A 25,543-nucleotide genomic window follows, 5' to 3' on the forward strand; every position below is an offset into this window, starting at 1 on the left:
GGGTACGGGCCACACGGCTCGTACCCCGCCCCTTCGTCCCGGGCGGCCGTGACATTCGTACCGCCGGAGTCCGTACGTACGCCTCTGCCCGGGGCGGCGGCCCGCTTCTACCGTCGTAGACATGACACAGACGCGATCCGCCCCGCGCGGGCAACGGTTCTCGTTCCCTACCCTGGAGCGTCGTCGCGCCGGCCGGCTGGACGCGGTGGAGCGGGAGAAGCTGAGGGGCACGGGCATGACGTGGTGGGCTCGGCCGAAGGGCCGGAACCGGGAGTGCGAGGACGCCGGCCCGCCGGCGAGCGGCTTGGCGCTGCTGCCCTGGCTGCTGCTGGGCCTCGGCTCCTTCGCCAACCTGATCAAGGGTGACGCGAACCCGTGGGTCGGCGGCCTGGGCATCTTCACCTTCAACTCGCTCTACATCGGCGTCGTCTTCCGCGCCTTCGACCGCGCCGCGCGCGAGGCCCTCAGCACCCGCCTCGCGCTGCTGGGCATGGGGCTGGTGACCACGGGGCTGGCCGTGACGTACGGCGGCAGCTGGCTGATGTTCTTCCCGCTGCTCGGTCTCGCCGTCGGCGCGACCGCGCGCGGGCGCGGTCTGGGCGTCGGCGCGCCGCTGCTCGCGGCCTTCGCGGCCGTCGTCGCCGGGTGGCGCGGCGGGTGGTCGCACGCGCCGGACATCGGGTACGCCACCTTCCTGTCGTGCATGGTCACGGCGGCGATCCTCAGCCTGTCCGAGACGGTGCGGGAGCTGCGGGCCGCGCGGGAGGAGCTGGCCCGGCGGGCGGTGGAGAAGGAGCGGCTGCGCTTCTCCCGCGATCTGCACGACCTGCTGGGCCACACCCTGTCGGTGATCGTGGTGAAGTCGGAGGCGGCGCGGCGGCTGGCCGGGCGGGACCTGGACGCGGCGCTGGCGCAGCTCGGGGACATCGAGTCGGTGGGGCGGCAGGCGCTGACCGAGATCCGGGAGGCGGTGACCGGTTACCGCGAGGGCAGTCTGTCCACCGAGCTGACACGGGCCCGCTCGGCGCTGGCGGCGGCGAGCGTGGAGCCGGTGGTACGGCAGTCGGGCGCGCCGCTGGCCCCGCAGACCGAGGCGCTGCTCGGCTGGGTGGTGCGCGAGGCGGTGACGAACGTGGTCCGGCACAGCCGTGCCGACCGCTGCGAGATCACGGTGGACAGCGCCGAGGAACGCGTCCGCCTCACCGTGACCGACAACGGCACCCCGATCGCACACCCCACCACCGACGGCACCGGCCTCACCGGCCTCACCGAACGGCTGGCGGCGGCGGGCGGCTCGCTCACCGCGGGCGCGGCCCCGCAGGGCGGCTTCACGGTGGCGGCGGAGCTGCCGGTGGGCCCGGCGGACCCGCACGACGAGGACGCGGTGCCGGCCTCGCTCAGGTCCTGACCGCCGGACGGCCCCCCGCTACCCTGGCGCGGTGAACGAGATCCGGCTCCTGCTGGCCGAGGACCAGGGCATGATGCGCGGCGCGCTGGCCCTGCTGCTGGGCATGGAGGACGACATCGAGGTGGTCGCGCGGGTGTCGGCGGGGGACGCGATCGTGCCGGCCGCCGAGGAGCACCGGCCGGATGTGGCACTGCTGGACATCGAGCTGCCGGGACTGAGCGGTCTGGACGCCGCCGCGCTGCTGCGGGAGCGGGTGCCGGGGTGCCGGGTGCTGATCCTGACCACGTTCGGGCGGCCCGGCTATCTGCGCCGGGCGATGGAGGCGGGGGCGGCCGGGTTCCTGGTGAAGGACGGCCCGGTGGAGGAGCTGGCCCAGGCGGTGCGCCGGGTGCTGGCCGGGGAGACGGTGGTCGACCCCGTACTGGCGGCGGCCGCGCTGAGCGCCGGGCCGAATCCGCTGACGGGCCGGGAGTGCGAGGTGCTGACCGCATCCGTGGACGGCGCGACGGTCGCCGACATCGCCGCCCGGCTCCACCTCTCGGAGTCCACGGTCCGCAACTACCTCTCGGCGGCGATCGGCAAGACCGGCACCCGCAACCGCGCGGAGGCCGTACGGGAGGCCAGGCAGCGCGGCTGGCTGTGACCCTCACCCGGACGCGGTACTGACACCCGGTCAGAAACCCATGTCCCGGTCAAGGATTCATTAGGGTCCCGAAGCAACGGAATAGTTTCCTGTGCATACGAGGTTCACCCAGCACGTATTCACGCGGGAGGACCCATTTCCATGACCCACACCACGCCCGATCACGCCGGCCGGAAAGCGGGCGGGGCCGTAGTCCCGGTGCTCGCCTTCGCGGGCATCGTGGTCGCGGTGATGCAGACCCTGCTCGTGCCGGTCATCAAGGACCTGCCGCAGCTGCTCGGCACCGCGCCGAGCAACGCGACCTGGGTCCTCACCTCCACCCTGCTGTCCGGCGCCGTCGCCACCCCGATCATGGGCCGCCTCGGCGATCTGTACGGCAAGCGCCGGATGCTGGTCCTCAGCCTGTCCGTGATGGTGGCCGGCGCGCTGGTCAGCGCTTTCACCAGCCAGTTGCTCCTGATGATCGCGGGACGGGTCCTCCAGGGCTTCGCCATGGGCGCCATCCCGCTGGGCATCGGCCTGATGCGCGACATGCTCCCGCGCGAGCGGCTCGCCTCCGCGATGGCGCTGATGAGTTCCTCGATCGGCGTCGGCGGCGGTCTCGCGCTGCCCGCGGCCGCCCTGGTCGCCCAGCACACCGACTGGCACGCCCTGTTCTACGGCGCAGCCGGCCTCGGCGCGCTCGCCATCGGCCTCACCCTGCTCGTCGTACCCGAGTCCCCCGCCCGCGCGAAGGGCTCCTTCGACCACCTGGGCGCCCTCGGCCTCTCCGCCGGACTGGTGCTGCTCCTGCTGCCGATCACCAAGGGCAGCGACTGGGGCTGGTCCTCCGGCACCACGCTCGGCCTGTTCGGCGGCGCGCTGGCCGTGCTGCTGCTGTGGGGCGTGTACGAGCTGCGCATACCGGCCCCGCTGGTCGACCTGCGCACCACCGCCCGCCGCGAGGTGCTGCTCACCAACCTCGCCTCGATCATGGTCGGCGTCAGCTTCTACGTCGTCTCGCTGGTCCTGCCCCAGCTGCTCCAGCTTCCCACCGCCACCGGCTACGGCCTGGGCCGGTCGATGGTGGTCGCGGGTCTGTGCGTGGCCCCGCTGGGCCTGACGATGATGTTCACCGCCCCGGTCTACGCCCGCCTCTCGGCCCGCTACGGACCCCGGACCACCCTGATCACCGGCCTGCTGGTCATCGCCGCCGGCTACGCGGGCGGCCTCGGCCTGATGGACGCCGCCTGGCAGACGATCATCACCTCGGTGGTGCTCGGCGCGGGCATCGGCCTGGCCTACTCCTCGCTGCCCGCGCTGATCGTGGGCGCGGTCCCGGCCTCCGAGACGGGTGCCGCCAATGGCCTCAACACCCTGATGCGCTCCATCGGCACCTCGGTCTCCAGCGCCGTCATCGGCATGGTGCTGGCCAACACCGCGCAGGACATGGGCGGGGTCGCGGTGCCGACGATGCACGGCTTCCGGGTGTCGTTCCTGATCGCCACGGCCGCCGTGCTGGTGGGTCTGGCGTTCGCGCTGTTCCTCCCGCGCACCCCGCGGCCGGCCCCCGAGCACACCCGGCTGCGGGCCAGCAGCGAGGAGGACGCGGTGCTGGAGCGTGCCGAGGAGGTGCTGCGCGGCTTCCGGGGCCGGGTGCTGGACGCCGCCGGCACTCCGGTGCCCCGCGCCAAGGTCACGCTGATCGACCGCCGGGGCCGCCAGGCGGGCACCACACTCTCCGCGCCGGACGGCAGCTACGCCCTCCCGGTGCCGTCCGAGGGACCGTACGTCCTGGCCGCCCGCGCCGCCGGGCACGGCCCGCTGGCCTCGGCGGCGACGCACGCCGGGGACGCGCGGCCGGTCGAGCTGGACCTGCCGCTGCCCGGCGAGACCGTCACCGCGTGACCCGTACGATCTCCCGCCACCGCACCCCCCGTCGCTCCCCGGCGGGGGGTGCGGCAGCATGAGGCGCCGAGAACGACGTACGACGAGAGGAACCCCCATGCCCGCGGCACCCGAGCCCGAGATCCTGGCCGCGTTCGAGGCCGCGAAGGGGTTCATGCCCGTGGACGAGGGGCTGGCGCTGTACGCGGCAGCGGCGGAGGCCGGGCGGCTCGGGCTGCCGCTGCTGGAGGTCGGCACCTACTGCGGGCGCTCCACCGTGCTGCTCGCGGACGCGGCCCGCGAGGCGGGGGTCACCGCGCTCACCGTCGACCACCACCGGGGCAGCGAGGAGCAGCAGCCGGGCTGGGACTACCACGACCCGGAGACCGTCGACCCCGCGCTCGGCCTGATGGACACCCTCCCCACCTTCCGCCGCACCCTGTACCGGGCGGGCCTGGAGGACCAGGTGATCGCGCTGGTCGGCCGCTCCCCGCAGGTCGCCGCCGTGTGGAACTCCCCCGTGGCGCTGGTGTTCGTGGACGGCGGCCACACCGACGAGCACGCGAACGCCGACTACGAGGGGTGGGCCCCGCATCTGGCGCCCGGCGGTCTGCTGGTCGTCCACGACGTGTTCCCGGAGCCGGCGGACGAGTTCACCGGCCAGGCGCCGTACCGGGTGTATCTGCGGGCGCTGGCCTCGGGCGCGTTCACGGAGGTGTCGGCGACGGGTTCGCTGCGGGTGCTGCGGCGCACGGGGGCCGGAATCTGACGTTCCGTCAGGTCCGCGCCGGCCGGGCCGGGCGTGCCGTTAGGGTGGCCGGGTGTCGTACGAAGGCCCGGAAGACGAAGCTCCCCGGCCGCGCTCCCGGCGCGCGCTGACCCTCACGTTCGCCGCGCTGGTGCCGGCCGCCCTGCTGGGCCGGCTGGCCTGGTCGGCGCCCGGCGACGAGCCGGACCGCCCGGCGGCTGCCGCGAGCCCGGCGGCGCCTGGCGGCACGGGCACTCCCTCGCCGGGTACGGGCTCGCTCGCCGGAAAGGTCGTCGTCATCGACCCCGGGCACAACACGGGCAACTTCCGGCACCCGGCCCGGATCAACCGGAAGGTCGACGTCGGCAACGGCAGGAAGGAGTGCGACACCACCGGCACCTCCACCGACGCCGGTTACGCGGAGGCCACGTTCACCCTGGATCTCGCCCACCGGCTGCGGGCGCTGCTGGAGAAGCAGGGCGCCACGGTGAAGCTGACCCAGGACGGCGACCGCGCGTGGGGGCCGTGCGTGGACGAGCGGGCCCGGATCGGCAACGCCGCCCACGCGGACGCGGCGATCTCGCTGCACGCGGACGGCTCGGCGCAGGGCGACCGGGGCTTCCATGTCATCCTGCCGGGCGCGGTGCACGCGGGCGCCGCGGACACCCGGCCGATCGTCGGCCCCTCCAGGTCGCTGGGCGAGCGGGTCGCGGGAGCCTACCGCCGCTCCACCGGCGAACCCTTCGCCGACTACCTGGGCGGCGGCACCGGGATGGTCACGCGCACGGACCTCGGCGGACTCAATCTGTCGACGGTTCCGAAGGTGTTCATCGAGTGCGGGAACATGCGCGACAAGTCCGACGCGGCGCTGCTGACCAGTGGCCCCTGGCGGCAGAAGGCCGCGCGGGGGATCTCTGCGGGAATCGTGAGTTTCCTGCACGAGTCGTGACGGCCGGGCGAAACCGTCCGCACGGCCGATCACACGGACGGTACTGTCTACCGACGACGAGACGACCTACGAAGGACCTGATGAAGTGAATATCCGTTCCCTCACCAGAGGCGACGGCGTGGTGATCGGAGCAGCGCTCTTGCTGCTCATCGCGTCGTTCTTCGACAACTTTTCGTACGACGATCTCCCCGGCGCCGTCGACATGCCGAACCTCTGGGAGAGCGGCCCCGTCCTGTTCGGCGTCGTCCTGGCCGGGCTGATCGCCGCCGGGCTCGTCGTCGCCGCCCGCGCGCTGCCGCAGCCCCGCAAGGTCGCCGGTTTCGAACTCGGCGTCCTCGGTGTGGCGTTCGCGGTGTTCGCCGCGTGGAGCGCGCTGGGCAATGTGATCGACCCCGTCGGCGGCCTGGACAACATCGCCGGCGGCTCGAAGTCGCCGAGCGCCGGTACCGGTCTGATCCTCGCGCTGGTCGCCACGCTGCTGATGGCGGCCGCCGCCATCGCCACCCCGCTCGTCCCGGCGCTCCAGGCCGGGCTGATCCCCGCGCCCAAGCCGGCCGCCCCGCAGCCCTACGGCGCCCAGCCGCCCCCGGGTTACGGCTACCCCGGTGCCCCGGCCGCGTCCTTCGGCGGCCAGCCACAGCCAGGTGGCCAGCCGCAGCCGGGTGGCCAGCCGCAGCCGGGTGGCCAGCCGCAGCCGGGTGGCCAGCCGCAGCCGGGTGGCCAGCCGCAATCGGGTGGCCAGCCTTACGGGCAGGCCGCCGCCGCGCAGGCCGCTGCCGCACCGCAGCAGCAGGCGCCCGGCGCGGACTTCTCGCCGTTCTGGTTCGCCGTGCCGGTGACCCGTCCGCTGTACGCGGAGGACGGTTCGCCCAGCCCGGTCGCCGAACTGGCGCCCGGCACCTGGTACCTGGCGGTCGAGCAGCGCGGTGCCGCCCTGCTCGCGCAGACCCAGGACGGCCGTCGCGGTGTCCTCCAGGACACCTCCGGCATCCAGCGCGGCTGAGCCCCCACACCGTCGCGCACGGCCCCTCGCCCCTTCCGGGCGGGGGGCCGTCGCCGTCGCCGGGGACAGCCCACGGAAAGGTCCGGCTAGCCCATGGAGAGGTCCGAGGAGGAGGGCACCTGGTCCTTGACCGGGGCGCCCGCGCTCGCGCCCGCGCTCTTCACCTTGCTGATGATGTCGTCGTAGGAGCCCACCGCGTCCGGATCGCCGTCGCGCAGCTTGGACGGCAGGTTCTTCAGGCTCTCGATGCCCGCGGCGAGCGGGGCGAGCGCCCTGGCCAGGGTCGGGTCGTCCTGGGCGTTCTTCTGGGCGGCCTTGAGCCGGTTGTAGGCGAAGGCACCGGCGAGGCCGGACTTGACGAGGGCCACCGTGCGGCCGTCGGCGCCCTTCTTGAAGGTGCCGGCCCGCCAGGGTTTCACGATCCACTGGTACGTCGCCCCGGCCGCCAGGCCCGCGTTGGCGACGAAGCGGGTCTTGGCGAACTTCTGGCGTTCGGCGGACGTGCTGGGGCTCGGGGTGGCCGCGGCGGGGATCTTGGTGCTGGTCTTGTCGTCACTGCCGCAGGCGGCGGTACCGGCCAGCAGGGCGCAGCACAAGACGAGCGCCACCCAGGTGCGGCGCAGCGGAACGGGCACGCGGTCCTCCGGACGTGTCTCCCCGAGCGGGTGTCTCCTGCACCGAAGCCTTGCCCTCCCGCTCGGCCGCCGCCAGCCGGGAGGCCCGTACGGGTCGTCAGGCCCGCGATTACGGGTTTGTGGCCGGTTTCAAGGGGCGCGCGGCGGTAATTCGAACACCATGTCTCGACACTACTCAGGCACCAACCAGGCCGGCCGTGTCATCGCCCTCATAGCCGATGTGATGGCAGCGATCCTCGGTCTGTGGATCTTGATGTATCTGCTGGACGCGAACCGGGCCAACTCCCTGGTCGACTTCGTCCATGACACGGCCGCGTTCCTGGCGGGCTGGTCCCACGACCTGTTCACCTTCGACGAGGCGTGGGCCCGCGTCGTGGCGGGCTACGGCCTGGCCGCCGTGGTCTACCTCTTCATCGGCCACTTCATCGCGGGCCGCCTGCACCGCTGACGCACAGGACACGACGGGTGCCCCGCCTGCCGCCGGACAGGCCCTAGTCGCAGCAGTCGGGGTCCAGACCGCGGGGCAGCAGGTCGCCGCCGAAGACCGCGCCGGTCGCGTCGTGGCCGCCGAGGGCCGCGACCGCGAGCAGGAGCGAACCGGCGGTCCAACTGGTGAGTTCCCGTGGCCAGATGGCGTCGTCGTCGAAGACGTAGCCGGTCCAGTACAGGCCGGACTCGTCGTCGCGCAGGTGCTGGATGGACTGGAGGATCTCCAGCGCGCGGTCGGACTCGCCCACCGCCCAGAGAGCCAGGGCGAGTTCGCAGGACTCGCCGCCGGTGACCCAGGGGTTGGGGACGACGCAGCGCACGCCGAGACCGGGCACCACGAAGCGGTCCCACCCGGCTTCGACGCGCTCCTTGGCCTCGGTGCCGGTGACGGCGCCGGCGAGGACCGGGTAGTACCAGTCCATCGAGTACTGGTCCTTGTCGAGGAACCGCTCGGGGTGCCTGCGGATCGCGTGGCGCAGCGCGCCCACCGCCAACTCCCAGTCGGGCTGCGGCTCTTCGCGCTGCTCGGCGATGGCGAGCGCGCAGCGCAGGGCGTGGTGGACGGAGGAGCTGCCGGTGAGCAGGGCGTCCTCTGCGGGGGTGCCGTCCTCGGCGCGCCGCCAGCCGATCTGGCCGCCGGGCCACTGGAGCCGGAGCACCCATTCGACGGCCGCGTACACGGTGGGCCACATCCGGTCCAGGAAGGTGTCGTCCCCGGTGGACAGGTAGTGGTGCCAGACGCCGACGGCTATGTAGGCGACGAAGTTGGACTCGCGGGCGCGGTCGGTGACGTCGTCGTGGGCGCCGTCGGCGTAGGCGGCGTACCAGGAGCCGTCCTCGTTCTGGTGGTCGGCGAGCCAGCGGTAGGCGCGCTCGGCCGCCGCGTGCTCCCCGGCCGCGTCGAGGGCCATGGCGGCCTCGGTGTGGTCCCAGGGGTCGAGGTGGTGGCCCCGGAACCAGGGGATGGCACCGTCGGCGCGCTGCACCGCGAGGATGCCCCGTACGGTGTCGGCGGCCTGCTCGGCGGTGAGGACCCCGTTCAGGACGAGGTGGTCGGTCCTGGGCGTCGTCACCGGGCGTCCGTCGCGGAGTCGTCGAGGCGGGGCAGGTGCGGCTTGGTGGCGTAGGCGACGAAGCTCTTGCCGATCAGCGGGTTGAGGGCCTGCTCGGCGAGGCATGTGGCCAGCGGCTTCTTCATGATGTCCCAGACCAGCAGCTTGTGGTACGCCCGCACCGGCAGCGCCTTGTCGTTGTCGACACCGAAGGCGCACTTGAGCCACCAGTACGGCGAGTGCAGGGCGTGCGCGTGGTGGCTGCCGTACGGTCTGAGGCCGGCGCCGCGCATCTTGGCGAGGAGTTCCCCGGCCCGGTAGATGCGGATGTGGCCGCCCTCGACCTCGTGGTAGGCGTCGGACAGCGCCCAGCAGACCTTCTCGGGACCGTACCGGGGCACGGTGACGGCTATCCGGCCGCCGGGCCTCAGGACGCGGACCATCTCGGCGAGGACGCCCTTGTCGTCCGGGATGTGCTCCATCACCTCGGAGATGATGACGACGTCGAAGGACCCGTCGGGGAAGGGCAGCGCGAGCGCGTCGCCCTCCATCGCGGTGGCGGTGGCGCCCTCGGGGGCCTCACCGGCCTCCTTCATCGCCGCGAACCACTTGGCGACCTCGCGGATCTCCTCCGCGTTCTGGTCCAGGGCCACGACCTGGGCGCCGCGCCGGTAGCACTCGAAGGCATGCCGGCCGGCCCCGCAGCCGAGGTCCAGGACACGGTCGCCGGGGGCGAGCGGGAACCGGGAGAAGTCGACGGTCAGCACGTGGCCCTGCTTTCGGGGGAGCTTTCGAGGAGTGGCGCGGGTGCCGCGGAGACGCCCACGACGGGACGGCTGGGGCCGGCCGCGGGAAGGGGGCGGCCGGCCCGCGGGCGGGCCCGGTCGATCTCCTCGCGGTAGCGGGCCACGGTGCCCTCGGCCGCGCGGGCCCAGGTGAACCGGGCGAGCACCCGCTCGCGGCCGGCCGCGCCGAGGCGGGCACGCAGTTCCCGGTCGCCGAGCAGCCGGGCCAGGGCGGCGGCGAGCGCCCCGGCGTCGCCGGGCGGTACGGCCAGGCAGGTCTCGCCGTCGGTCCCGGCGACCTCGGGGATCGCGCCTCCGGTGGTGGCGACCAGCGGGGTGGCGGTGGCCATGGCCTCGGCGGCGGGCAGCGAGAACCCCTCGTACAGGGAGGGCACGCAGGCGACTTCGGCGGAACGGATCAGATCGACTAGTTCGGCGTCAGAGATGCCCTTGACGAACTCGACGGCGCCTTCGAGGCCGTACCGCTCGACGGCCTGGGCGACCGGGCCCTCCTCGGGGCGCTTGCCGACGACGACGAGGTGGGCGTGCGGCTGCTCGGCGCGCACCTTGGCGAGGGCCTCGACCAGGAACACCAGGCCCTTGAGGGGCACGTCCGCGCTGGAGGTGGTGACGATCCGGCCCGGTATCGCGGGCACGGCCCGGTCCGGCGCGAACAGGGTGGTGTCGGCGCCGATGTGGACGACGTGCACACGGTCCCGGCGCACGCCGAGGTGGTCCACTATCTCCTGGCGGGAGCTGCCGGAGACGGTGAGTACGGAGGGCAGCCGGCGGGCGACCCGCTTCTGCATGCGGGTGAAGGCGTACCAGCGGCGCACCGAGAGGCGGCGCCTGAGGTCTTCGGCGGCGTCGAGTTCGAGCTGCCGGTCGACGGTGATGGGGTGGTGGATGGTGGTGACCAGGGGGGCGCCGAGGTCACCGAGCAGGCCGTAGCCGAGCGTCTGGTTGTCGTGGACGACATCGAACTCACCGCTACGGGCCCGCAGTTGGCGTCCGACGCGCAGGGAGAAGGTGAGCGGCTCGGGGAAGCCGCCGGTCCACATGGTCGCCACTTCCAGCGCGTCGACCCAGTCCCGGTACTCGCCGCGCCCCGGCGTGCGGAAGGGGTCGGGCTGGCGGTAGAGGTCGAGGCTGGGAAGCTCGGTGAGGCTCAGCCGGCCGGCGAAGGCGCCGCTCTCCTCGTGCTCGTCGAGTACGGGGTAGGGCTGGGAGCCGATGACCTCCACCCGGTGGCCCAGGCGGGCGAGTTCACGGGAGAGATGGCGGACGTAGACACCCTGGCCGCCGCAGAACGGATTGCCCTTGTAGGTGAGGAGCGCGATACGGAGCGGTCGCCCGCCGTCGGCGGCGGTGCCGGGGGGAGCCGCCTGACTGGCCTCAGCGGTCACTCTGGGCCCCCTTCTGCCTGCACGGTCCCGCGAGACTACGACGGGACGACAATCCGGAACAAGTTTCAGACTTGATCATCCAAGAGCGTCTGAATCTACCGGCAGGTAGGAGCGCTGCGAGCAGTGGATCAGGTGATTCACGCCACGACCGGGGGCTCCGCGGCCCCCCGGTAAAGTGGCCAGGTCGTCATACACCCGTACGGGGGGAAGCCGGTGCGATTCCGGCGCTGACCCGCAACCGTCATCCGGCGCCCCAGGGGCCCGGTGAGCCGGAACGCCTCGGCGGGACGTTGACCGGCTCGCGTGCGGGGCACTGTGCCGCGCACGGCACCGTCGAGGCAATACGGGGCCGGGCCGCCGGGGAGGTTTCCCGCGCGCGCCGGCTCCTCGCAGGAGAGGCAGTCGCCGACCATGAACGTCCGCCGCAGTGCCGCGGTTCTCGCCGCCATAGGCGTGCTGGCCGCGGCCGCGCCCGCCACGGCCGCCCCGTCCCCGAAGGCGACGGTCCCGGCCGGGCTGTTCGGCAAGGGCGATCCCACGTACGACGGCGTCTGGCGCCAGTCCCTCGCCCTGCTCGCGCAGCACACCGTCGGGGAGAAGCCCGCGGACCAGGGCGTGCGGTGGCTGACCGGCCAGCAGTGCGCCGACGGCGGTTTCGCCTCCTTCCGCGCCGACACCGGCACGGCGTGCGGCGGCAAGGGCGCGCAGACGGACACCAACAGCACGGCCGCCGCCGTCCAGGCGCTCGCCGCGCTCGGCGGGCACGGCGACGTGACCGGCAGGGCCGTGAAGTGGCTGAAGGCGCTGCAGAACGAGGACGGCGGCTGGGGCTACTCCCCCGGCACCCCGAGCGACACCAACTCCACGTCGGTGGTCGTCGGCGCGCTGGCCGCCGCCGGTGAGAAGCCGGCCGGTCCGCGCGGCAGCGGGAAGACCCCGGACGAGGCGCTGGCCTCGCTGGCCGTGCCCTGCGCGGCGCGGGGCGGCGGCGCGCTCGCCTTCCAGCCGGACAAGAAGGGCGAGCTGGCGGCCAACGCGGACGCCACGGCCGCCGGTGTGCTCGGCGCGCTCGGCAAGGGCTTCGTCGTGGAGCCCGGAAAGGCCCGCGACAAGGCCCCCGCCTGCGCCTCCGACGGCGAGGCGACCCCGGCCCGCCTGGCCGACAACGCCTCCGCCCATCTCATCGGCGCCGTCGGCAGGTCCGGCCATCTGATGTCCGTGCTGCCGGGCGCCGAGAACCAGCCCGACTACGGCAACACCGCCGACACCGTGGTGGCGCTGGCCGCCGACGGCTGGACCGCGCAGGCGAAGGCCCCGTACGCCTGGCTGGAGAAGAACGCCGCGAAGTGGGCGGAGCAGAGCGGCCCCGCCGCCTACGCCCAGCTCATCCTGAGCGCGCACGCGGTCGGCGCCGACCCGCGCGACTTCGGCGGCACCGACCTGGTCCGCGCCCTGGACAGGCTGGGCCCGGCCCCGGCGAAGCAGGCCGCCGCGTCGGAGAAGCCGGAGGAGAAGACCACCCAGAAGTCCGGCTACGGCGTCTGGTGGATCATCGGCGTCTGCCTGGTCGCGGGTATCGGCGTCGGCTTCCTGATCAGCGGCCGGAAGAAGCGCCCGTGACCTCGGTCCGCCGTGCCGCCGCCGTCCTGCTCGCGGCCCTCCTCGTGCTGGCCGCCGCCGCGCAGGCCCAGGCCGCCGGATACCGGTACTGGTCCTTCTGGGACCGCTCCGGCGACCGGTGGACGTACGCCACCCAGGGCCCGGCCACGGAGCGTCCCGACGACGGCGCGGTGCGGGGCTTCCGGTTCGCGGTCAGCGCCGACTCCTCGGACGCGCACCGGCCGCGCGGCACGGCGGACTTCGGCTCGGTCTGCGCGAAGACGCCCGCGAAGGCGGGCACCAAGCGGGTCGCCCTGGTCCTCGACTTCGGCACCCCGGCCGACGCCCCGGCCGGGGAGACCCCGCCGGCCGAACGCACCGTCTGCGCCCGCCTCTCCCCGGACGCGAGCACCGCCGACGCCCTGGCCGAGGCGGCGAAGCCCCTGCGCTACGACACCAACGCCCTGCTGTGCGCCGTCGCCGGTTACCCGGCGCGGGGCTGCGGGGAGCAGGTGGCGGCCGGGGCAGCCGGGGAGAAGAAGTCCGTGAAGGCGCACGGGGACGGCGGCCCGTCCCTCGGCCCCTCCCTCGGCCTCCCCTTCGGCATCGGTGTAGTCGCCGTGCTCGGCGGGGCGGCGTTCTGGCAGGCGCGGCGGCGCCGGAATGCCTGATACCGGCGTCCGCGCCGTCCGTACCACCGTGGCCGTCAGCAGGCGGACGCGCTTCGAACCGCACCCCGGCGCGTGGTGGTTGTGGTCCCTCGGGCTCGGTACGGCCGCCACCCGCACCACCAGCCCGCTGCTGCTCGCCCTGCTGATGGCGGTGGCGGGCTACGTGGTGGCCGTGCACCGCTCCGACGCGCCCTGGGCCCGCTCGTACACGGCGTTCGCCAAGCTGGCCGTCGCCGTGCTGCTGATCCGGCTCGCGTTCACGGCGGTGCTGGGCTCGCCGGTGCCGGGTACGCATGTGCTGTTCACGCTGCCCGAGATCCCGCTGCCCGGCTGGGCGCGGGGCATCCGGCTGGGCGGGCCGGTGTCGGCGGAGGCGCTGCTGTTCTCCGGCTACAACGGGCTGAAGCTGGCGGCCCTGCTGGTCTGCGTCGGCGCCGCGAACGCCCTCGCGAGTCCGGCCAAGCTGCTCAAGTCGCTGCCGGGCGCCCTGTACGAGGCGGGGGTCGCGATGGTGGTCGCGCTGACCTTCGCCCCGCATCTCATCGCCGACGTACAGCGGCTGCGCGCCGCCCGCCGTCTGCGCGGGCGCCCGGACCGGGGGCTGCGGGGCCTGTTCCAGGTCGGACTGCCGGTGCTGGAGGGCGCGTTGGAGCGCTCGGTCGCGCTGGCCGCCGCGATGGACGCGCGCGGCTACGGCCGTACCGCCCAGGTGCCCGCGCGCGTACGCCGTACGACGACCGCGCTCACCCTGGGCGGGCTGCTCGGGGTGTGCGCGGGCACGTACGGGCTGCTCACCGCCGAGGGCGGGGGGTACGGGCTGCCGCTGCTGCTCGCCGGGGCGCTGGCCGCGCTCGCCGGGCTGCGCCTCGGCGGCCGGCGGTCGCCGCGCACCCGGTACCGGCCGGCGCCGTGGGGGGTGCGGGCGTGGCTGGTGGCGGGGTCGGGCGCGGCCGTCGCCGCGCTGGTCGCGCTGGCCGCCGTACGCGATCCGGGCGCGCTGCATCCCGGTGTCGTCCCGCTGGCCGCCCCCGCGCTGCCGCTGTGGCCGGCCGCCGCCGTGCTGCTGGGGCTGCTGCCCGTGCTCGTCGTACCCCAGGACCGCAAGGAGCCGTCGTGATCCGCTTCGAGGATGTCTCCGTCACGTACGACGGGGCGGCCGGACCGACCGTCCAGGGCGTGGACCTCCAGGTGCCCGAGGGGGAACTCGTGCTGCTCGTCGGGCCGTCCGGGGTGGGCAAGTCGACGATCCTGAACGCGGTCAGCGGACTGGTCCCGCACTTCACCGGGGGCACCCTGCGCGGCCGGGTCACGGTGGCGGGCCGGGACACCCGGACCCACCGGCCGCGCGAACTGGCCGACGTGGTCGGCACGGTGGGCCAGGACCCGCTGGCACACTTCGTGACCGACACCGTGGAGGACGAACTCGCCTACGGCATGGAGTCGTTGGGCCTGCCTCCGGAGGTGATGCGGCGCCGGGTGGAGGAGACGCTCGATCTGCTGGGCCTCGCCGATCTGCGGGACCGTCCCATCGGCACCCTGTCGGGCGGCCAGCGCCAGCGGGTCGCGATCGGTTCGGTGCTCACCCCGCACCCCCGGGTGCTGGTCCTGGACGAACCGACCTCCGCGCTGGACCCGGCGGCGGCGGAGGAGGTCCTCGCGGTCCTCCAGCGCCTGGTGCACGACCTGGGCACCACGGTCCTCATGGCGGAACACCGGCTGGAGCGGGTCGTGCAGTACGCCGACCAGGTCGTCCTGCTGCCCGCGCCGGGCGCTCCCCCGGTGCTAGGTGCCCCGGCCGACATGATGGCCGTGTCCCCGGTGGTCCCGCCGGTGGTGGAGCTGGGCCGGCTGGCCGGCTGGAGCCCGCTGCCGCTGACCGTCCGGGACGCCCGGCGCAGGGCGGGGCCGCTGCGGGAGAGGCTGGCCGGCGCCGAGCGGAATCTCCCCCCGGTCGTCGCCCCGCCGCCCCGCCGTCGTTTCCGGCGCGCGGCCTCCCCCGCCGAGCCGCGGGTCGCCGAGGTCCGGGACCTCGCCGTGCGGCGGGGCCGGGTCGAGGCGCTGCGGGGCGTCGGCCTGACCGTCGGTCCCGGCGAGACCGTCGCCCTGATGGGCCGCAACGGCGCCGGGAAGTCCACCCTGCTCAGCTCCCTGGTCGGCCTGGTCGCGCCCACCGCCGGTTCCGTCCAGGTCGGCGGGGCCGCCCCGCACCGGCTGAGGCCCGCCGAACTGGTGCGCCGGGTCGGCCTGGTGCCGCAGGAGCCGCGCGATCTGCTGTACGCCGACACGGTGGGCGCCGAGTGCGTGGCCGCCGACAAGGACGCGGACACCGCCCCCGGCACCTGCCGGGCCCTGGTGTCGGAGCTGCTGCCGGGCATCACCGACGACGTCCATCCCCGCGACCTCTCCGAGGGCCAGCGTCTCGCCCTCGCGCTCGCCGTCGTCCTGACGGCGCGCCCCCCGCTGCTCCTGCTGGACGAGCCGACGCGCGGCCTGGACTACGCGGCCAAGGCCCGCCTGGTCGCCGTGCTGCGCGGGCTGGCGGCCGAGGGGCACGCCCTGGTGCTGGCCACGCACGACGTGGAGCTGGCCGCCGAGATCGCGCACCGGGTGGTGCTGCTGGCGGACGGCGAGGTGATAGCGGACGGCGCCACGGCCGACATCGTGGTGTCCTCCCCCTCCTTCGCGCCTCAGGTCACCAAGATCCTGGCCCCGCGGCCCTGGCTGACGGTGTCCGAGGTACGGAGGGCGCTGGCATGACCCGTACCGCTGTGCGGGCCGTCCGGCTCGGTCCCCGTTCCGTCGTCGCGCTCGTGCTGGTCGGCGCGGTCGGGGTGGCCGCGTTCGGGTGGCCGTTCCTCGCGCCGCCGGACTCGCGGGTGAGCGCGCACGCCGAGGACGCGCCCTGGCTGTTCGCGGGGCTGCTGGTGCTGCTGGTCGCGGTGGTGGCGGCGACCATCTCCGAGTCGGGGCTCGGCCCGAAGGCCGTCGCCATGCTGGGGGTGCTCGCGGCGACCGGCGCGGCCCTGCGGCCGGTCGGCGCGGGTACGGCGGGCATCGAGCCGATGTTCTTCCTGCTGGTGCTGAGCGGACGGGTGCTGGGGCCCGGCTTCGGCTTCGTGCTGGGCTCGGTGACGATGTTCGCGTCCGCGCTGCTGACCGGCGGGGTGGGGCCGTGGATGCCGTTCCAGATGCTGGCGATGGGCTGGTTCACCATGGGCGCGGGCCTGCTGCCGGGCGCCGCCCGCCTGCGCGGCCGGTCGGAGCAGGCGCTGCTGGCCTGCTACGGCTTCCTCGCGGCCTTCGCGTACGGCACGCTCATGAACCTGGCCGGCTGGCCGTTCATGGGCACCATGGCGTCGAACATCTCCTTCGACCCGCACGCAGCGGTCCCCGCCAACCTGGCCCGCTTCCTCGCCTACTGCCTGGCCACCTCGATGGGCTGGGACCTGGGCCGGGCCGTCTGCACGGTCGTCCTCACCCTGACCCTCGGCCCGGCCGTGCTGCGCGCCCTGCGCCGGGCCACCCGCCGGGCCGCCTTCGAGACCCCGGTCGCCTTCGACGCCCCCGGTGCGTGAGCCGGCCCACGTGACCGGGGTCACCTACGATCCCGGCTCGTAGACCGCGATGTCCCTTAAGCCTCTCCTTGCATTACCCCTGACCTGCGCTTTGAGAGCCGCGTCACACGACCGGGCATCACGGGTGTTCCGGCCGCAACTAGTAAAAGGGGGTATTGCGGGCGTTTAGGAAGCTTGCTTCTCTGAAGCCCGTCGCCGGGTGCCACGGCCCCCACGGGTCACGGCGCCGACGCATGCGGCCATCACGCGGAGCGTGCTGGGACGCGAACGGCGATCCACCGTCCCCGACGTAAGAGGTTCTTCGTGTCCTTCTCCGCCGTCCGCCGCGTGTTTTCCCCGAAGAACGCCGTCGCCGTGGCCGCCCTGGCCGCCGGTGTCGCCGGTGTCGTCCTCGGTGCCGCCCCCGCCCAGGCCGCGACGAGCCAGTCGCCGTCCTCGGCCCGGTCCGTCGCGCACAGGATGATCCCGGACGCCGCCCAGTACAACGCGTTCAGCAGGATCGTCGAGCACGAGAGCGGCTGGAACGTGGCGGCCAAGAACAGCTCCTCGGGCGCGTACGGACTGGTGCAGGCCCTGCCGGCCGCCAAGATGTCCTCCGCCGGCTCCGACTGGAAGACCAACCCCGCGACCCAGATCAAGTGGGGTCTCAACTACATGAACTCCCGCTACGGCAGCCCCGTGCAGGCGTGGAACTTCTGGCAGTCCAACGGCTGGTACTGAGCCGGCGCCCGCCCTTCCCGCCCTTTCCGCACCCTCGCCGGCGTTCGGCGAGGGTGCGCGTGTCCGCACCCGCCGCGCGCCACCCCCGTGGTCCACCGGTCCGGCCCCGGCTGACCCTGACGGCCGAAACGGCGCCGGTCGGTGCCTGGAGGGTGCGAACGCCAGATCGTCGAGGCGGGCGTGCAGCGCGGGGTACGACAGCAGCCACTCGCGGCGCCGGGACGGCAGGGAGAGGACGCCGTCGCCGGGCGCGGACAAGCTCCCGTACGGCTCGGGCGACCGCCGCCACGTCGTCGGTCCGGCCGTGGCCGAGGTGTCCGCCGGCCGGCGGTCGTGCTCCGTGTCCACCACACCCCATCGCCTCCCGCCCATCACGCCACCGGACGCCTTGCCCCATTGGTCCGGATGGCGACAGTCCGAAGGAAAGGCGGTTTCCGCCCCGGAGTGCGACATGGATCACAGTTCTGACGCGGGTCACGCCCGGCGAACAGGGCAGACGCACCAGCGTAGAGCGGGTTTCTTTGCAGAACGCAACATTCCACTTACGGGACGTAAGTGACCGAAACTCCCCTATCGTCTCTTTTCTGCCTGACGCACGTCATCGCCGTCGTCGTCCGGCGCTGCCCGTGTCCCCGTCGAAAGGCAGGCGAGTTCCGTCGTGGCCGCCACCGCTGTCAGTCCCCGTCCGAAGAGCCTTCGGACCTCGAAGACCCAGGCAGAGCCGACGGTCACCGATCCCGCACTCGTCAGGCGTGCCGTCAAGGCGGCCGCGCTGGGCAATGCGATGGAGTGGTTCGACTTCGGCGTCTACAGCTACATCGCGGTCACCCTGGGCAAAGTCTTCTTCCCTTCCGGAAACTCGACTGCACAGCTCCTCTCGACGTTCGGTGCCTTCGCCGCGGCCTTCCTCGTCCGTCCGCTCGGCGGTATGGTCTTCGGCCCGCTGGGCGACCGGGTGGGACGCCAGAAGGTCCTCGCCATCACGATGATCATGATGGCGGCGGGCACGTTCGCCATCGGCCTGATCCCGTCCTACGCCTCCATCGGCGTCGGCGCGCCGCTGCTGCTGCTGGCGGCCCGTCTGGTGCAGGGCTTCTCCACCGGCGGTGAGTACGCCGGTGCCTCGACCTTCATCGCCGAGTACGCCCCGGACAGGAAGCGCGGCTTCCTCGGCAGCTGGCTGGAGTTCGGCACGCTGGCCGGTTACATCGGCGGCGCGGGCCTGGTCACGCTGATGACGGCTCTGCTCTCCACCGACGACCTGCTCTCCTGGGGCTGGCGCGTCCCGTTCCTGATCGCCGGTCCGATGGGCGTCATCGGCCTGTACCTGCGGCTGCGCCTGGAGGAGACCCCGGCGTTCGCCGCCGAGGTCGAGAAGGCCGGGACCGAGCGGCCGAAGGTGCCGCTGCGCGAGATGGTCACCGGCCAGTGGAAGTCGCTGCTGCTGTGCGTGGGCCTGGTGCTGGTCTTCAACGTCACCGACTACATGCTGCTGTCGTACATGCCGAGCTTCCTCACCAGCGAGCTGAAGTACGACGAGACGCACGGTCTGCTGGTCGTCCTCGGTGTGATGGCCGTGATGATGATCGTGCAGCCGTTCGCGGGCGCCCTGACCGACCGTGTCGGCCGCCGTCCGGTGATCGCCGCCGGCTGCGCGGGCTTCCTGTTCCTGTCGGTCCCGGCGCTGCTGCTGATCCGCCAGGGCAGCCTGCCGGCCGTCGCGCTCGGCATGGGGGCGCTGGGACTGCTGCTGGTCTGCTTCACCGCGGCCATGCCCGCCGCCCTGCCCGCGCTGTTCCCGACCCGGGTGCGCTACGGCTCGCTGTCGATCGGCTTCAACGTCTCGGTGTCCCTGTTCGGCGGTACGACCCCGCTGGTGGTCACCGCGCTGATCGGGGCGACCGGCAACCTGATGATGCCCGCGTACTACATGATGGCAGCCGCCGTCATCGGTGGTTTCGCGGTGTGGCGGATGACCGAGTCGGCCAACCGTCCGCTGCCGGGCTCCCCGCCCGCGGTGGAGGCCGGGAAGTAGGAGCACGGAGCAGCGGCTTCCTCCGCCGAGGCGGGCGCGGGAACGGGACGGCCGGTCCCCGCGCCCTCCTCCGTTTCTGCCCGCCTCCGTGGCGCGGCGCTGGGATCATGCCCGGGGAGCACCATGGACCCTGGCAGAGGCTTTGCGCGGACACTCGGGAAAGGCAGCACACGCATGAGCGAGTCGCAGCTGTGGGACGACGTCGACCTCTACTTCACCAGCCGTCTCGCACCGGACGACGAGGCCCTGCGGGCGGCCCTGCGCGACTCGGACGCGGCCGGTCTGCCGCCCATCGCCGTGACGCCCACCCAGGGCAAGTTCCTCCAGCTCCTGGCGCAGATCCAGGGCGCCCGGACGGTGCTGGAGATCGGCACCCTGGGCGGTTACAGCACCATCTGGCTGGCCCGTGCCCTCCCGGCGGACGGCCGCGTGGTCACGCTGGAGCACAGCCCGGAACACGCCGACGTGGCCGTCCGCAACATCGCGCGGGCGGGCCTGGACCGGATGGTGGACGTGCGGGTCGGCCCGGCCCTGGACTCCCTCCCCCAGCTCGCCGACGAGAACCCGGCCCCCTTCGACCTGGTCTTCATCGACGCCGACAAGGGGAACAACCCGCACTACGTCGAGTGGGCGCTGCGCCTCTCCCGCACCGGCAGCCTGATCGTCCTCGACAACGTCGTCCGTGGCGGCCGTGTCGCCGACGACACCAGCACCGACCCCGCCGTCACCGGCACCCGCACCGCCATCGACCTCATCTCCAGCCACCCCCGCCTCACCGGCACCGCCCTCCAGACGGTGGGCCCGAAGGGCTACGACGGCTTCGCGCTGGCGCGTGTGGTGGAGTAGCCGGCTCACGGCTCGTGGTAGAAGCCCACGTTGACGCTGCGAGGGGCCGTACGGTCCTGGATCACGACCTCGCCGGAGGCTCCCCGGGGCAGGCGGATCGAGCCGCCGTAGGGGACGGTCTGCGCGTACTCGCCGACCGTGAGGCGGACCTCGGAGGAGGGGTCGGGCTGGGAGCCGCGCAGCCAGGAGAGCTGCCAGCCGCCGTCCGGGCCGCAGCGGAACTCCAGGTGGACACGGGACACGAAGAGCCAGTCCTGCGGGGTGACCAGCCGGCACACGGCACCGTCCCGGCCGACCCGCAGCGCCGCGCCCGGTTCGCTGGGTTCCTCGGCCATGGTCATGCCGGCCGTGGCACCCGCTTCCTCGCTGGAGACGGCGGCCATGGTGAGTTCGAGCACGCGTGTTCCCCCTGAAGGCTCCTGGTGCGGACCCGAGATCGCCGCACCGCCGCCGCATGATAGAACGCCCGGCTCGCCCACGTCCGGCACAATGGGGCTCATGACCGAGCGAAAGCCACCGGGTGTCCCGTTCGAGTCCTGGGTCGACCACCAGATCGCCGCCGCGCAGCGCCGGGGCGAGTTCGACGGGCTGCCCGGCTCGGGCGAGCCGCTGCCCGCCGGACTCGACGGCGCGTACGACGAACTGTGGTGGGTCAGGCGGAAGATGGCCCGCGAGGGCCTGGCCGTACTGCCCCCTTCGCTCGCCCTGCGCAAGGAGGCTGAGGACGCGCTCGCGGCGGCGTACACGGCTCCCTCGGAGCGGGCCGTGCGGGAGATCATCACCGCGGTCAACGTCAAGATCCGGGACATGATGTTCCGTCCCCTGCCGGGCCCGCCGCTGGGGAAGAAGCCGTACGACGTGGACGAAGTCGTGGCAGAGTGGCGGCGCCGGAGGGGCACCGACGCCTGAATGCGCTTGCCCGCGCCCCGCGCACCCCGCTGGGATGGCCCGCATGACGACGTGGACCATCGCCCCGGAACCGTACGACTCCCCCGTGGCCGCCGCCCTCTGGCGGGCCTACTGCACCGAGGTCAGCGACCGCTGGTACCTCCTGCACGAGGGCCACCGCACGGACCCGGCCGAGCTGGAGCGGGAGATCGCGGCCTACACCGGCGCCGAACTCACCAGGCCGAAGGGCGAGTTGCTGGTGGCCCGGTACGGTGGCGCCCCGGCCGGCTGCGCGGGCGTACGCCTCCTCGCCCCGGACACCGCGGAACTGACCCGCGTCTTCCTGTACGAGGACCTGCGCGGCCGGGGCGGCGGCACCCCGCTGGTCCACGCCGCCGAGGACGCCGCCCGCGCGCTCGGTGCCCGCCGGATGATCCTGGACACCCGCACCGACCTCGTGGCGGCCCGCGCCCTGTACGCCCGGCTCGGCTACACGGAGACCGAGCGGCACAACGAGGACCCGTACGCGGAGCACTGGTTCACCAAGGACCTCAGCCCGGCTCACGCACCGCTCCGCCCTGCGGCCGCTCCCGCGCGGAGCCGCACAGCTCGGCGGTGAGTTCCTGCACCAACCGCACCAGGTCCGTGGGCCGTCCGGGCTCCCACCAGTCCCCCAGCAGCCTGGACAGGGAGTCCTCGCGGGCCCCGGCCAGCCGACCGGCGAGACGAGCACGCCCCCACCGACGCGCTCACCCCGCCGCACTTCGTCGGCTGCGCCATGCGTGTCCAGGGCCACGAAGACCTCCCGCGCCTCGGATGCCCGGCTTCCATGGTCGGCTGCGGGGGCGGCCACGGCCTGCCGGCGCGGTGACGGACGAAGCCGTGCGAGAGGCGGGAATCCAGGGCCCTGCGGGATGGCGGGCCCGGCCTTCCGTACGACCGAATGGGGGACGAGTCGTGTGTCGGCCCGATCAGCGCGTGGGACCGCGAGCCGCGAGCACCGGAATGGAGGCGATCTTCTCTGCGTCCAGGTGCTCCCAGATCAGCCCGGACGGCCGGTGAGGCGAGGCGCAGGTGATGATCTCGTCCGGCGTCACGATCACATCGACGCCGACGTCGTGCATGGTCGCGGGAAGTTCCTCGTCGAGGACCTGACGCGCGTGCACGGTGGTGACGACGACGGTGTGGTCACCGATGAGCCCTGCCTCGACGAGGAAGGCGAATTCCAGATCGGAGTAACCGGCGCCCTTGCCGATACGCACCCCGGCCCGGTTCACGGCGACGCTTCCCAGCACGACCATGTCCACGGGGCGCAGGGCGTCCACAGCCACCTTGGGGGCGATGACGGCGGCGACCCGACTGGAAGCCGCTTCGTCCGGCGGGACGGTCAGGGCCGCGGGGTCGAGCAGATAGAAGGGGCGGCGGTCGGCGAGCCTGGGCACGGCCATGAAGACGGTCTTGCCTTCGGTCAGCGCGAGAGCACGCACCGGGAGTTGGGCTTTGTCGGGCACGGACTTGATCACCCTGGCCTGCTTCCAGGCGGACAGTCCACCGAGCGCGGCGGCCGCCTGCCGCGACCCGACGAAGTACGGGATCCGCCCGTGCGCGGTGTCGTCGTGGACGGCGCCGCTCGCGTCCAACGCGTCCCAGACGCGTTCGCGCACGCGCTGCTTCTCGCGGTCCACGTCCCTGAACATCCGGTCGTCTTTCATGCCGCCTCCATCAACGCGAACAGCCGATCCTCACAGCGCTCCACCGCCCATTCCGCGATGGCGCGTCACGAGATCGAGTCGGCCCAGGAGAAGGAAAACGCCATGTAACGCTCAACCGTCCGGAACTTCTCAGGCGGTCCCGGACCGACCCCCGCGGACCTGGCCCACCGTGAGCTGAATGCGGCCGTCGGGCAGCGCCGTGACCCGGACCTGGGTCAGGTCCCGTACCGTCGCGTCCGGTGCGTGGTGCGCGGCGCGGGGGCCGATGCCCAGCACGCGCATGCCGGCCGCGCGGCCCGCGGCGATGCCCGCGCCGGAGTCCTCGAGGACCACGCAGTCGGCGGGGTCGACGCCGAGTTCCGCCGCGCCCTTGAGGAAGCCCTCGGGGTCGGGCTTGCTGGCGCCGACCGACTCGGCGGTGACGCGGACCTCGGGGAGGGGGAGGCCCGCGGCGGTCATACGGGCCGTGGCGAGGGCCGCGTCGGCGGAGGTGACCAGGGCGTGCGGGGTGCCGGTGAGGGCGGCGAGGAAGGCGGTGGCGCCGGGGACCTCGATCACGCCGTCCAGGTCGGCGGTCTCCTCGGCGAGCATGCGGGCGTTGTCCGCGAGGTTCTGCTCGACCGGGCGGCCGGGGAGCAGCAGCGCCATGGAGGCGTGCCCCTGCCTGCCGTGCACGACGCTCATCACCTCGTCGCCGTCGAGCCCCTGGGCGGCCGCCCAGCGCCGCCAGACGCGCTCGACCACGGCGTCGGAGTTGACGAGGGTGCCGTCCATGTCGAGCAGGAGGGCGCGGGCGGTGAGAACGACGGGCTCGGTGGCCATCGGCAGCTCCAAGGACGCGAGGCCCCTGTGGGAGAGGGCCCGGAAGGGGGACAAGGCGGCCCCGCCCGCCGGTCGGGGAAGCGGGCGGGAGCCACTTTGTTTCCCTACGGTACAAAACGCGGGCCGCATCCCGCCACCACACCTCCCGCCGAGCGGCGCCGGCCCCGGCCGGCCCACACAGGCCCTGGCTAGCCGGTGATCGCCTCGTACAGGCTCCACACGCCGAGGCCGACCATCAGCAGGGCCGCGATCTGGGTGATCAGCTTCAGCGGTACCCGCTTCATCAGGGCCTTTCCGCCGACGATGCCGAGGCCGGCCACCGCCCACAGGCCGAGCACCGCGCCGAGGCCGACCGAGAGCGGGTCGTCGTAGCGGGCGGCGAGGTTGGCGGTCATGATCTGGGTGAGGTCGCCGAACTCGGCGACCAGGATGAGCATGAAGCCCGTACCCGCGACCCTCCAGAAGGACTGGTCGGCGGGCTTCTTGATCTCCTCCTCGCCCTCGTCCCGCTTCAGCAGCAGCACGGCTGCGCCGCCGAGGAAGAGGACGCCGGTGAGGGCGTGCACGATCTGCTGCGGCAGCAGGGTCAGTACGCTGCCCGCCGCGACGGCCAGCACGACATGCACGAGGAAGGCGGCGGCGACGCCGACGAAGACGTACGAGGCGCGGTAACGGGTGCCGAGGACGAGGCCGGCGAGCGCGGTCTTGTCCGGCAGTTCGGCAAGGAAGATGACGCCGAAGACGAGCGCCGTCACGGTGATGCTGATCAAGGTTCCTCGATCGGTCGGGGCCGCCCCGCCGAGAGTGCGCGTCTGACGCGTGGGACACCTCGGCACGGCAGCACACTGGGCACCCGCGCCGAGGGGCGCGGGCGTGCACTGCTTGCCGAAGGTCTCGCTGGCGGGTCCCACGGGACTCCGCCTCCGGGCGCCGGCTCAGGCTCGCTGAGCAGTATGTCGACGGTCCGGCGAAGAGCTACTCCCCTTCTGCACCGCCCATGGTACGGGACGTGAAAGTTCCGCCTTGAACCTTGTCGTGTCATGGACGCGCCATTAGCTTCTCACCGGGCGCTCACCCCACCGCAACGCCGCCCGGCGAGCATTCCCCTGCCCGCGCGCCAAAACACCCACCCCACGAGGGAGTTCACATGTTCCGCATGTCCCTTTCGTCTCGGTTCTACGCGCGTCGACGGCTCGGGGTCGTCGCCGCTGCCACCGGCCTGCTCGCCTCCGCCGCCCTGTTCAACTCGCCGAGCGCCTCGGCCGCCCTGCCCACCCCGGTCAGCGGCGCCACCGCCCGCGGCTACCTCTCCCAGCTCACCGTGGCCACCGAGAACCGGACCGGCTACAAGCGGGACCTGTTCCCGACCTGGATCACGATCAGCGGCACCTGCAACACCCGCGAGTACATCCTCAAGCGGGACGGTACGAACGTCGCCACCGACTCCGCCTGCGTGGCGACCGGCGGCAGCTGGTACTCCCCGTACGACGGCGCGACCTGGGGCGCGGCCTCCGACGTGGACATCGACCACCTGGTATCCGTAGCCGCGACGATCTGAATCAGTACTTTTGCAGTTCAAAACGTCAGCGCCATACCGCCGACGAGTGGCGGCTGAGAGATGATCACGGGGAAACTTCACGCGCACGAGCCGAAGAGCCCGCCAAGGCCCACTGAGCTCAGGGCGACCACAC

25 protein-coding genes, 1 pseudogene and 1 riboswitch are annotated in these 25,543 nt (G+C 73.2%); of the genes and pseudogenes, 18 read left to right on the top strand and 8 right to left on the bottom strand.

The window, feature by feature from the left end:
- Positions 1–235 precede the first annotated feature (235 nt).
- The 6 genes from ACFWN1_RS17725 to ACFWN1_RS17750 all read left to right on the top strand — a co-directional run bounded on the left by ACFWN1_RS17725 (position 236) and on the right by ACFWN1_RS17750 (position 6,617).
- Complete coding sequence (locus ACFWN1_RS17725) at positions 236–1,408, top strand: sensor histidine kinase (RefSeq protein WP_384362867.1); 1,173 nt, start codon at positions 236–238, stop codon at positions 1,406–1,408.
- A 31-nt stretch (positions 1,409–1,439) separates the two neighbouring features.
- Positions 1,440–2,051: a response regulator gene (locus ACFWN1_RS17730; protein ID WP_384362824.1), complete on the top strand. Its 612-nt coding sequence runs from the start codon at positions 1,440–1,442 to the stop codon at positions 2,049–2,051.
- 141 nt (positions 2,052–2,192) lie between these two features.
- Complete coding sequence (locus ACFWN1_RS17735) at positions 2,193–3,938, top strand: MFS transporter (protein ID WP_384362826.1); 1,746 nt, start codon at positions 2,193–2,195, stop codon at positions 3,936–3,938.
- Positions 3,939–4,035: 97 nt separating this feature from the next.
- Positions 4,036–4,686, top strand: a complete 651-nt coding sequence (locus tag ACFWN1_RS17740) for a class I SAM-dependent methyltransferase (protein ID WP_384362828.1) — start codon at positions 4,036–4,038, stop codon at positions 4,684–4,686.
- Between the two features lie 52 nt (positions 4,687–4,738).
- The gene (locus tag ACFWN1_RS17745) at positions 4,739–5,614 is read left to right on the top strand and encodes an N-acetylmuramoyl-L-alanine amidase (RefSeq protein WP_384362830.1); all 876 of its coding nucleotides are present in this window, start codon (positions 4,739–4,741) and stop codon (positions 5,612–5,614) included.
- An 85-nt stretch (positions 5,615–5,699) separates the two neighbouring features.
- The gene (locus ACFWN1_RS17750; protein WP_384362832.1) at positions 5,700–6,617 is read left to right on the top strand and encodes a DUF5336 domain-containing protein; all 918 of its coding nucleotides are present in this window, start codon (positions 5,700–5,702) and stop codon (positions 6,615–6,617) included.
- 86 nt (positions 6,618–6,703) lie between these two features.
- Here the strand turns inward: ACFWN1_RS17750 and ACFWN1_RS17755 are convergent, their stop codons facing one another.
- Positions 6,704–7,252, bottom strand: coding sequence for a hypothetical protein (locus ACFWN1_RS17755; protein WP_384362833.1), 549 nt, complete (start codon positions 7,250–7,252; stop codon positions 6,704–6,706).
- Between the two features lie 160 nt (positions 7,253–7,412).
- Between ACFWN1_RS17755 and ACFWN1_RS17760 the strand changes: the two genes are divergently transcribed.
- Complete coding sequence (locus ACFWN1_RS17760; RefSeq protein ID WP_384362834.1) at positions 7,413–7,700, top strand: hypothetical protein; 288 nt, start codon at positions 7,413–7,415, stop codon at positions 7,698–7,700.
- Between the two features lie 43 nt (positions 7,701–7,743).
- Here the strand turns inward: ACFWN1_RS17760 and ACFWN1_RS17765 are convergent, their stop codons facing one another.
- From ACFWN1_RS17765 to ACFWN1_RS17775, 3 genes are read right to left on the bottom strand one after another with little or no spacing between them, the layout of a single operon-like run.
- The gene (locus tag ACFWN1_RS17765) at positions 7,744–8,814 is read right to left on the bottom strand and encodes a prenyltransferase (protein ID WP_384362835.1); all 1,071 of its coding nucleotides are present in this window, start codon (positions 8,812–8,814) and stop codon (positions 7,744–7,746) included.
- Positions 8,811–9,560, bottom strand: a complete 750-nt coding sequence (locus tag ACFWN1_RS17770; RefSeq protein ID WP_384362837.1) for a methyltransferase domain-containing protein — start codon at positions 9,558–9,560, stop codon at positions 8,811–8,813. Before ACFWN1_RS17770 ends, ACFWN1_RS17765 begins: the two co-directional genes overlap by 4 nt.
- Positions 9,554–10,984, bottom strand: coding sequence for a glycosyltransferase family 4 protein (locus tag ACFWN1_RS17775; protein WP_384362839.1), 1,431 nt, complete (start codon positions 10,982–10,984; stop codon positions 9,554–9,556). Before ACFWN1_RS17775 ends, ACFWN1_RS17770 begins: the two co-directional genes overlap by 7 nt.
- A 204-nt stretch (positions 10,985–11,188) precedes the next feature.
- A riboswitch (cobalamin riboswitch) is annotated at positions 11,189–11,263 on the top strand.
- A 132-nt stretch (positions 11,264–11,395) separates the two neighbouring features.
- Here ACFWN1_RS17775 and ACFWN1_RS17780 point away from each other — a divergent pair.
- From ACFWN1_RS17780 to ACFWN1_RS17815, 8 genes are all read left to right on the top strand, one after another.
- Positions 11,396–12,604 carry a prenyltransferase/squalene oxidase repeat-containing protein gene (locus tag ACFWN1_RS17780; RefSeq protein ID WP_384362841.1) on the top strand — a complete coding sequence of 403 codons (1,209 nt, stop codon included), beginning with the start codon at positions 11,396–11,398 and terminating at the stop codon, positions 12,602–12,604.
- Positions 12,601–13,254 carry an SCO2322 family protein gene (locus ACFWN1_RS17785; RefSeq protein WP_384362842.1) on the top strand — a complete coding sequence of 218 codons (654 nt, stop codon included), beginning with the start codon at positions 12,601–12,603 and terminating at the stop codon, positions 13,252–13,254. The genes ACFWN1_RS17780 and ACFWN1_RS17785 overlap by 4 nt, the downstream gene beginning before the upstream one ends.
- Positions 13,247–14,371, top strand: coding sequence for a CbiQ family ECF transporter T component (locus tag ACFWN1_RS17790; RefSeq protein ID WP_384362844.1), 1,125 nt, complete (start codon positions 13,247–13,249; stop codon positions 14,369–14,371). Before ACFWN1_RS17785 ends, ACFWN1_RS17790 begins: the two co-directional genes overlap by 8 nt.
- Positions 14,368–16,011 (top strand): ABC transporter ATP-binding protein, encoded by a 1,644-nt coding sequence (locus ACFWN1_RS17795; RefSeq protein WP_384362846.1) that lies wholly within the window; start codon positions 14,368–14,370, stop codon positions 16,009–16,011. The genes ACFWN1_RS17790 and ACFWN1_RS17795 overlap by 4 nt, the downstream gene beginning before the upstream one ends.
- The gene (locus ACFWN1_RS17800; RefSeq protein ID WP_384362848.1) at positions 16,008–16,829 is read left to right on the top strand and encodes an ECF transporter S component; all 822 of its coding nucleotides are present in this window, start codon (positions 16,008–16,010) and stop codon (positions 16,827–16,829) included. The genes ACFWN1_RS17795 and ACFWN1_RS17800 overlap by 4 nt, the downstream gene beginning before the upstream one ends.
- 303 nt (positions 16,830–17,132) lie before the next feature.
- Entirely contained in the window at positions 17,133–17,549 is a 417-nt protein-coding gene (locus tag ACFWN1_RS17805) for a transglycosylase SLT domain-containing protein (protein WP_384362850.1), read from the top strand.
- 658 nt (positions 17,550–18,207) lie between these two features.
- Positions 18,208–19,584 carry a glycine betaine/L-proline transporter ProP gene (gene proP / locus ACFWN1_RS17810; protein WP_384362851.1) on the top strand — a complete coding sequence of 459 codons (1,377 nt, stop codon included), beginning with the start codon at positions 18,208–18,210 and terminating at the stop codon, positions 19,582–19,584.
- A gap of 174 nt (positions 19,585–19,758) precedes the next feature.
- Positions 19,759–20,430: an O-methyltransferase gene (locus ACFWN1_RS17815; protein WP_384362853.1), complete on the top strand. Its 672-nt coding sequence runs from the start codon at positions 19,759–19,761 to the stop codon at positions 20,428–20,430.
- Positions 20,431–20,435: 5 nt separating this feature from the next.
- On the opposite strand, the gene ACFWN1_RS17820 is transcribed toward ACFWN1_RS17815, so the two are convergent.
- Positions 20,436–20,828, bottom strand: coding sequence for a hypothetical protein (locus ACFWN1_RS17820; RefSeq protein WP_384362855.1), 393 nt, complete (start codon positions 20,826–20,828; stop codon positions 20,436–20,438).
- 100 nt (positions 20,829–20,928) lie between these two features.
- Here ACFWN1_RS17820 and ACFWN1_RS17825 point away from each other — a divergent pair, with 100 nt between their 5' ends.
- The gene (locus ACFWN1_RS17825; RefSeq protein ID WP_384362857.1) at positions 20,929–21,339 is read left to right on the top strand and encodes a DUF1992 domain-containing protein; all 411 of its coding nucleotides are present in this window, start codon (positions 20,929–20,931) and stop codon (positions 21,337–21,339) included.
- A 34-nt stretch (positions 21,340–21,373) separates the two neighbouring features.
- Positions 21,374–21,937 carry a GNAT family N-acetyltransferase gene (locus ACFWN1_RS17830; protein WP_384362859.1) on the top strand — a complete coding sequence of 188 codons (564 nt, stop codon included), beginning with the start codon at positions 21,374–21,376 and terminating at the stop codon, positions 21,935–21,937.
- A 352-nt stretch (positions 21,938–22,289) separates the two neighbouring features.
- Here ACFWN1_RS17830 and ACFWN1_RS17835 read toward each other — a convergent pair whose 3' ends face one another.
- From ACFWN1_RS17835 to ACFWN1_RS17845, 3 genes are all read right to left on the bottom strand, one after another.
- Positions 22,290–23,030 (bottom strand): 5-formyltetrahydrofolate cyclo-ligase, encoded by a 741-nt coding sequence (locus ACFWN1_RS17835; protein WP_384362861.1) that lies wholly within the window; start codon positions 23,028–23,030, stop codon positions 22,290–22,292.
- A gap of 129 nt (positions 23,031–23,159) precedes the next feature.
- On the bottom strand, positions 23,160–23,852 hold the full coding sequence (locus ACFWN1_RS17840) for an HAD-IA family hydrolase (RefSeq protein ID WP_384362863.1): 693 nt from the start codon (positions 23,850–23,852) through the stop codon (positions 23,160–23,162).
- A gap of 188 nt (positions 23,853–24,040) precedes the next feature.
- On the bottom strand, positions 24,041–24,622 hold the full coding sequence (locus ACFWN1_RS17845) for a TMEM165/GDT1 family protein (RefSeq protein WP_384362865.1): 582 nt from the start codon (positions 24,620–24,622) through the stop codon (positions 24,041–24,043).
- 386 nt (positions 24,623–25,008) lie between these two features.
- On the opposite strand from ACFWN1_RS17845, the pseudogene ACFWN1_RS17850 reads away from it, so the two are divergent.
- A pseudogene (locus ACFWN1_RS17850) lies at positions 25,009–25,398 on the top strand (hypothetical protein); the annotation flags it as partial.
- Between the last annotated feature and the right edge of the window lie 145 nt (positions 25,399–25,543).

The organism is Streptomyces sp. NPDC058459 (assembly GCF_042721685.1).
Taxonomy (GTDB): domain Bacteria; phylum Actinomycetota; class Actinomycetes; order Streptomycetales; family Streptomycetaceae; genus Streptomyces.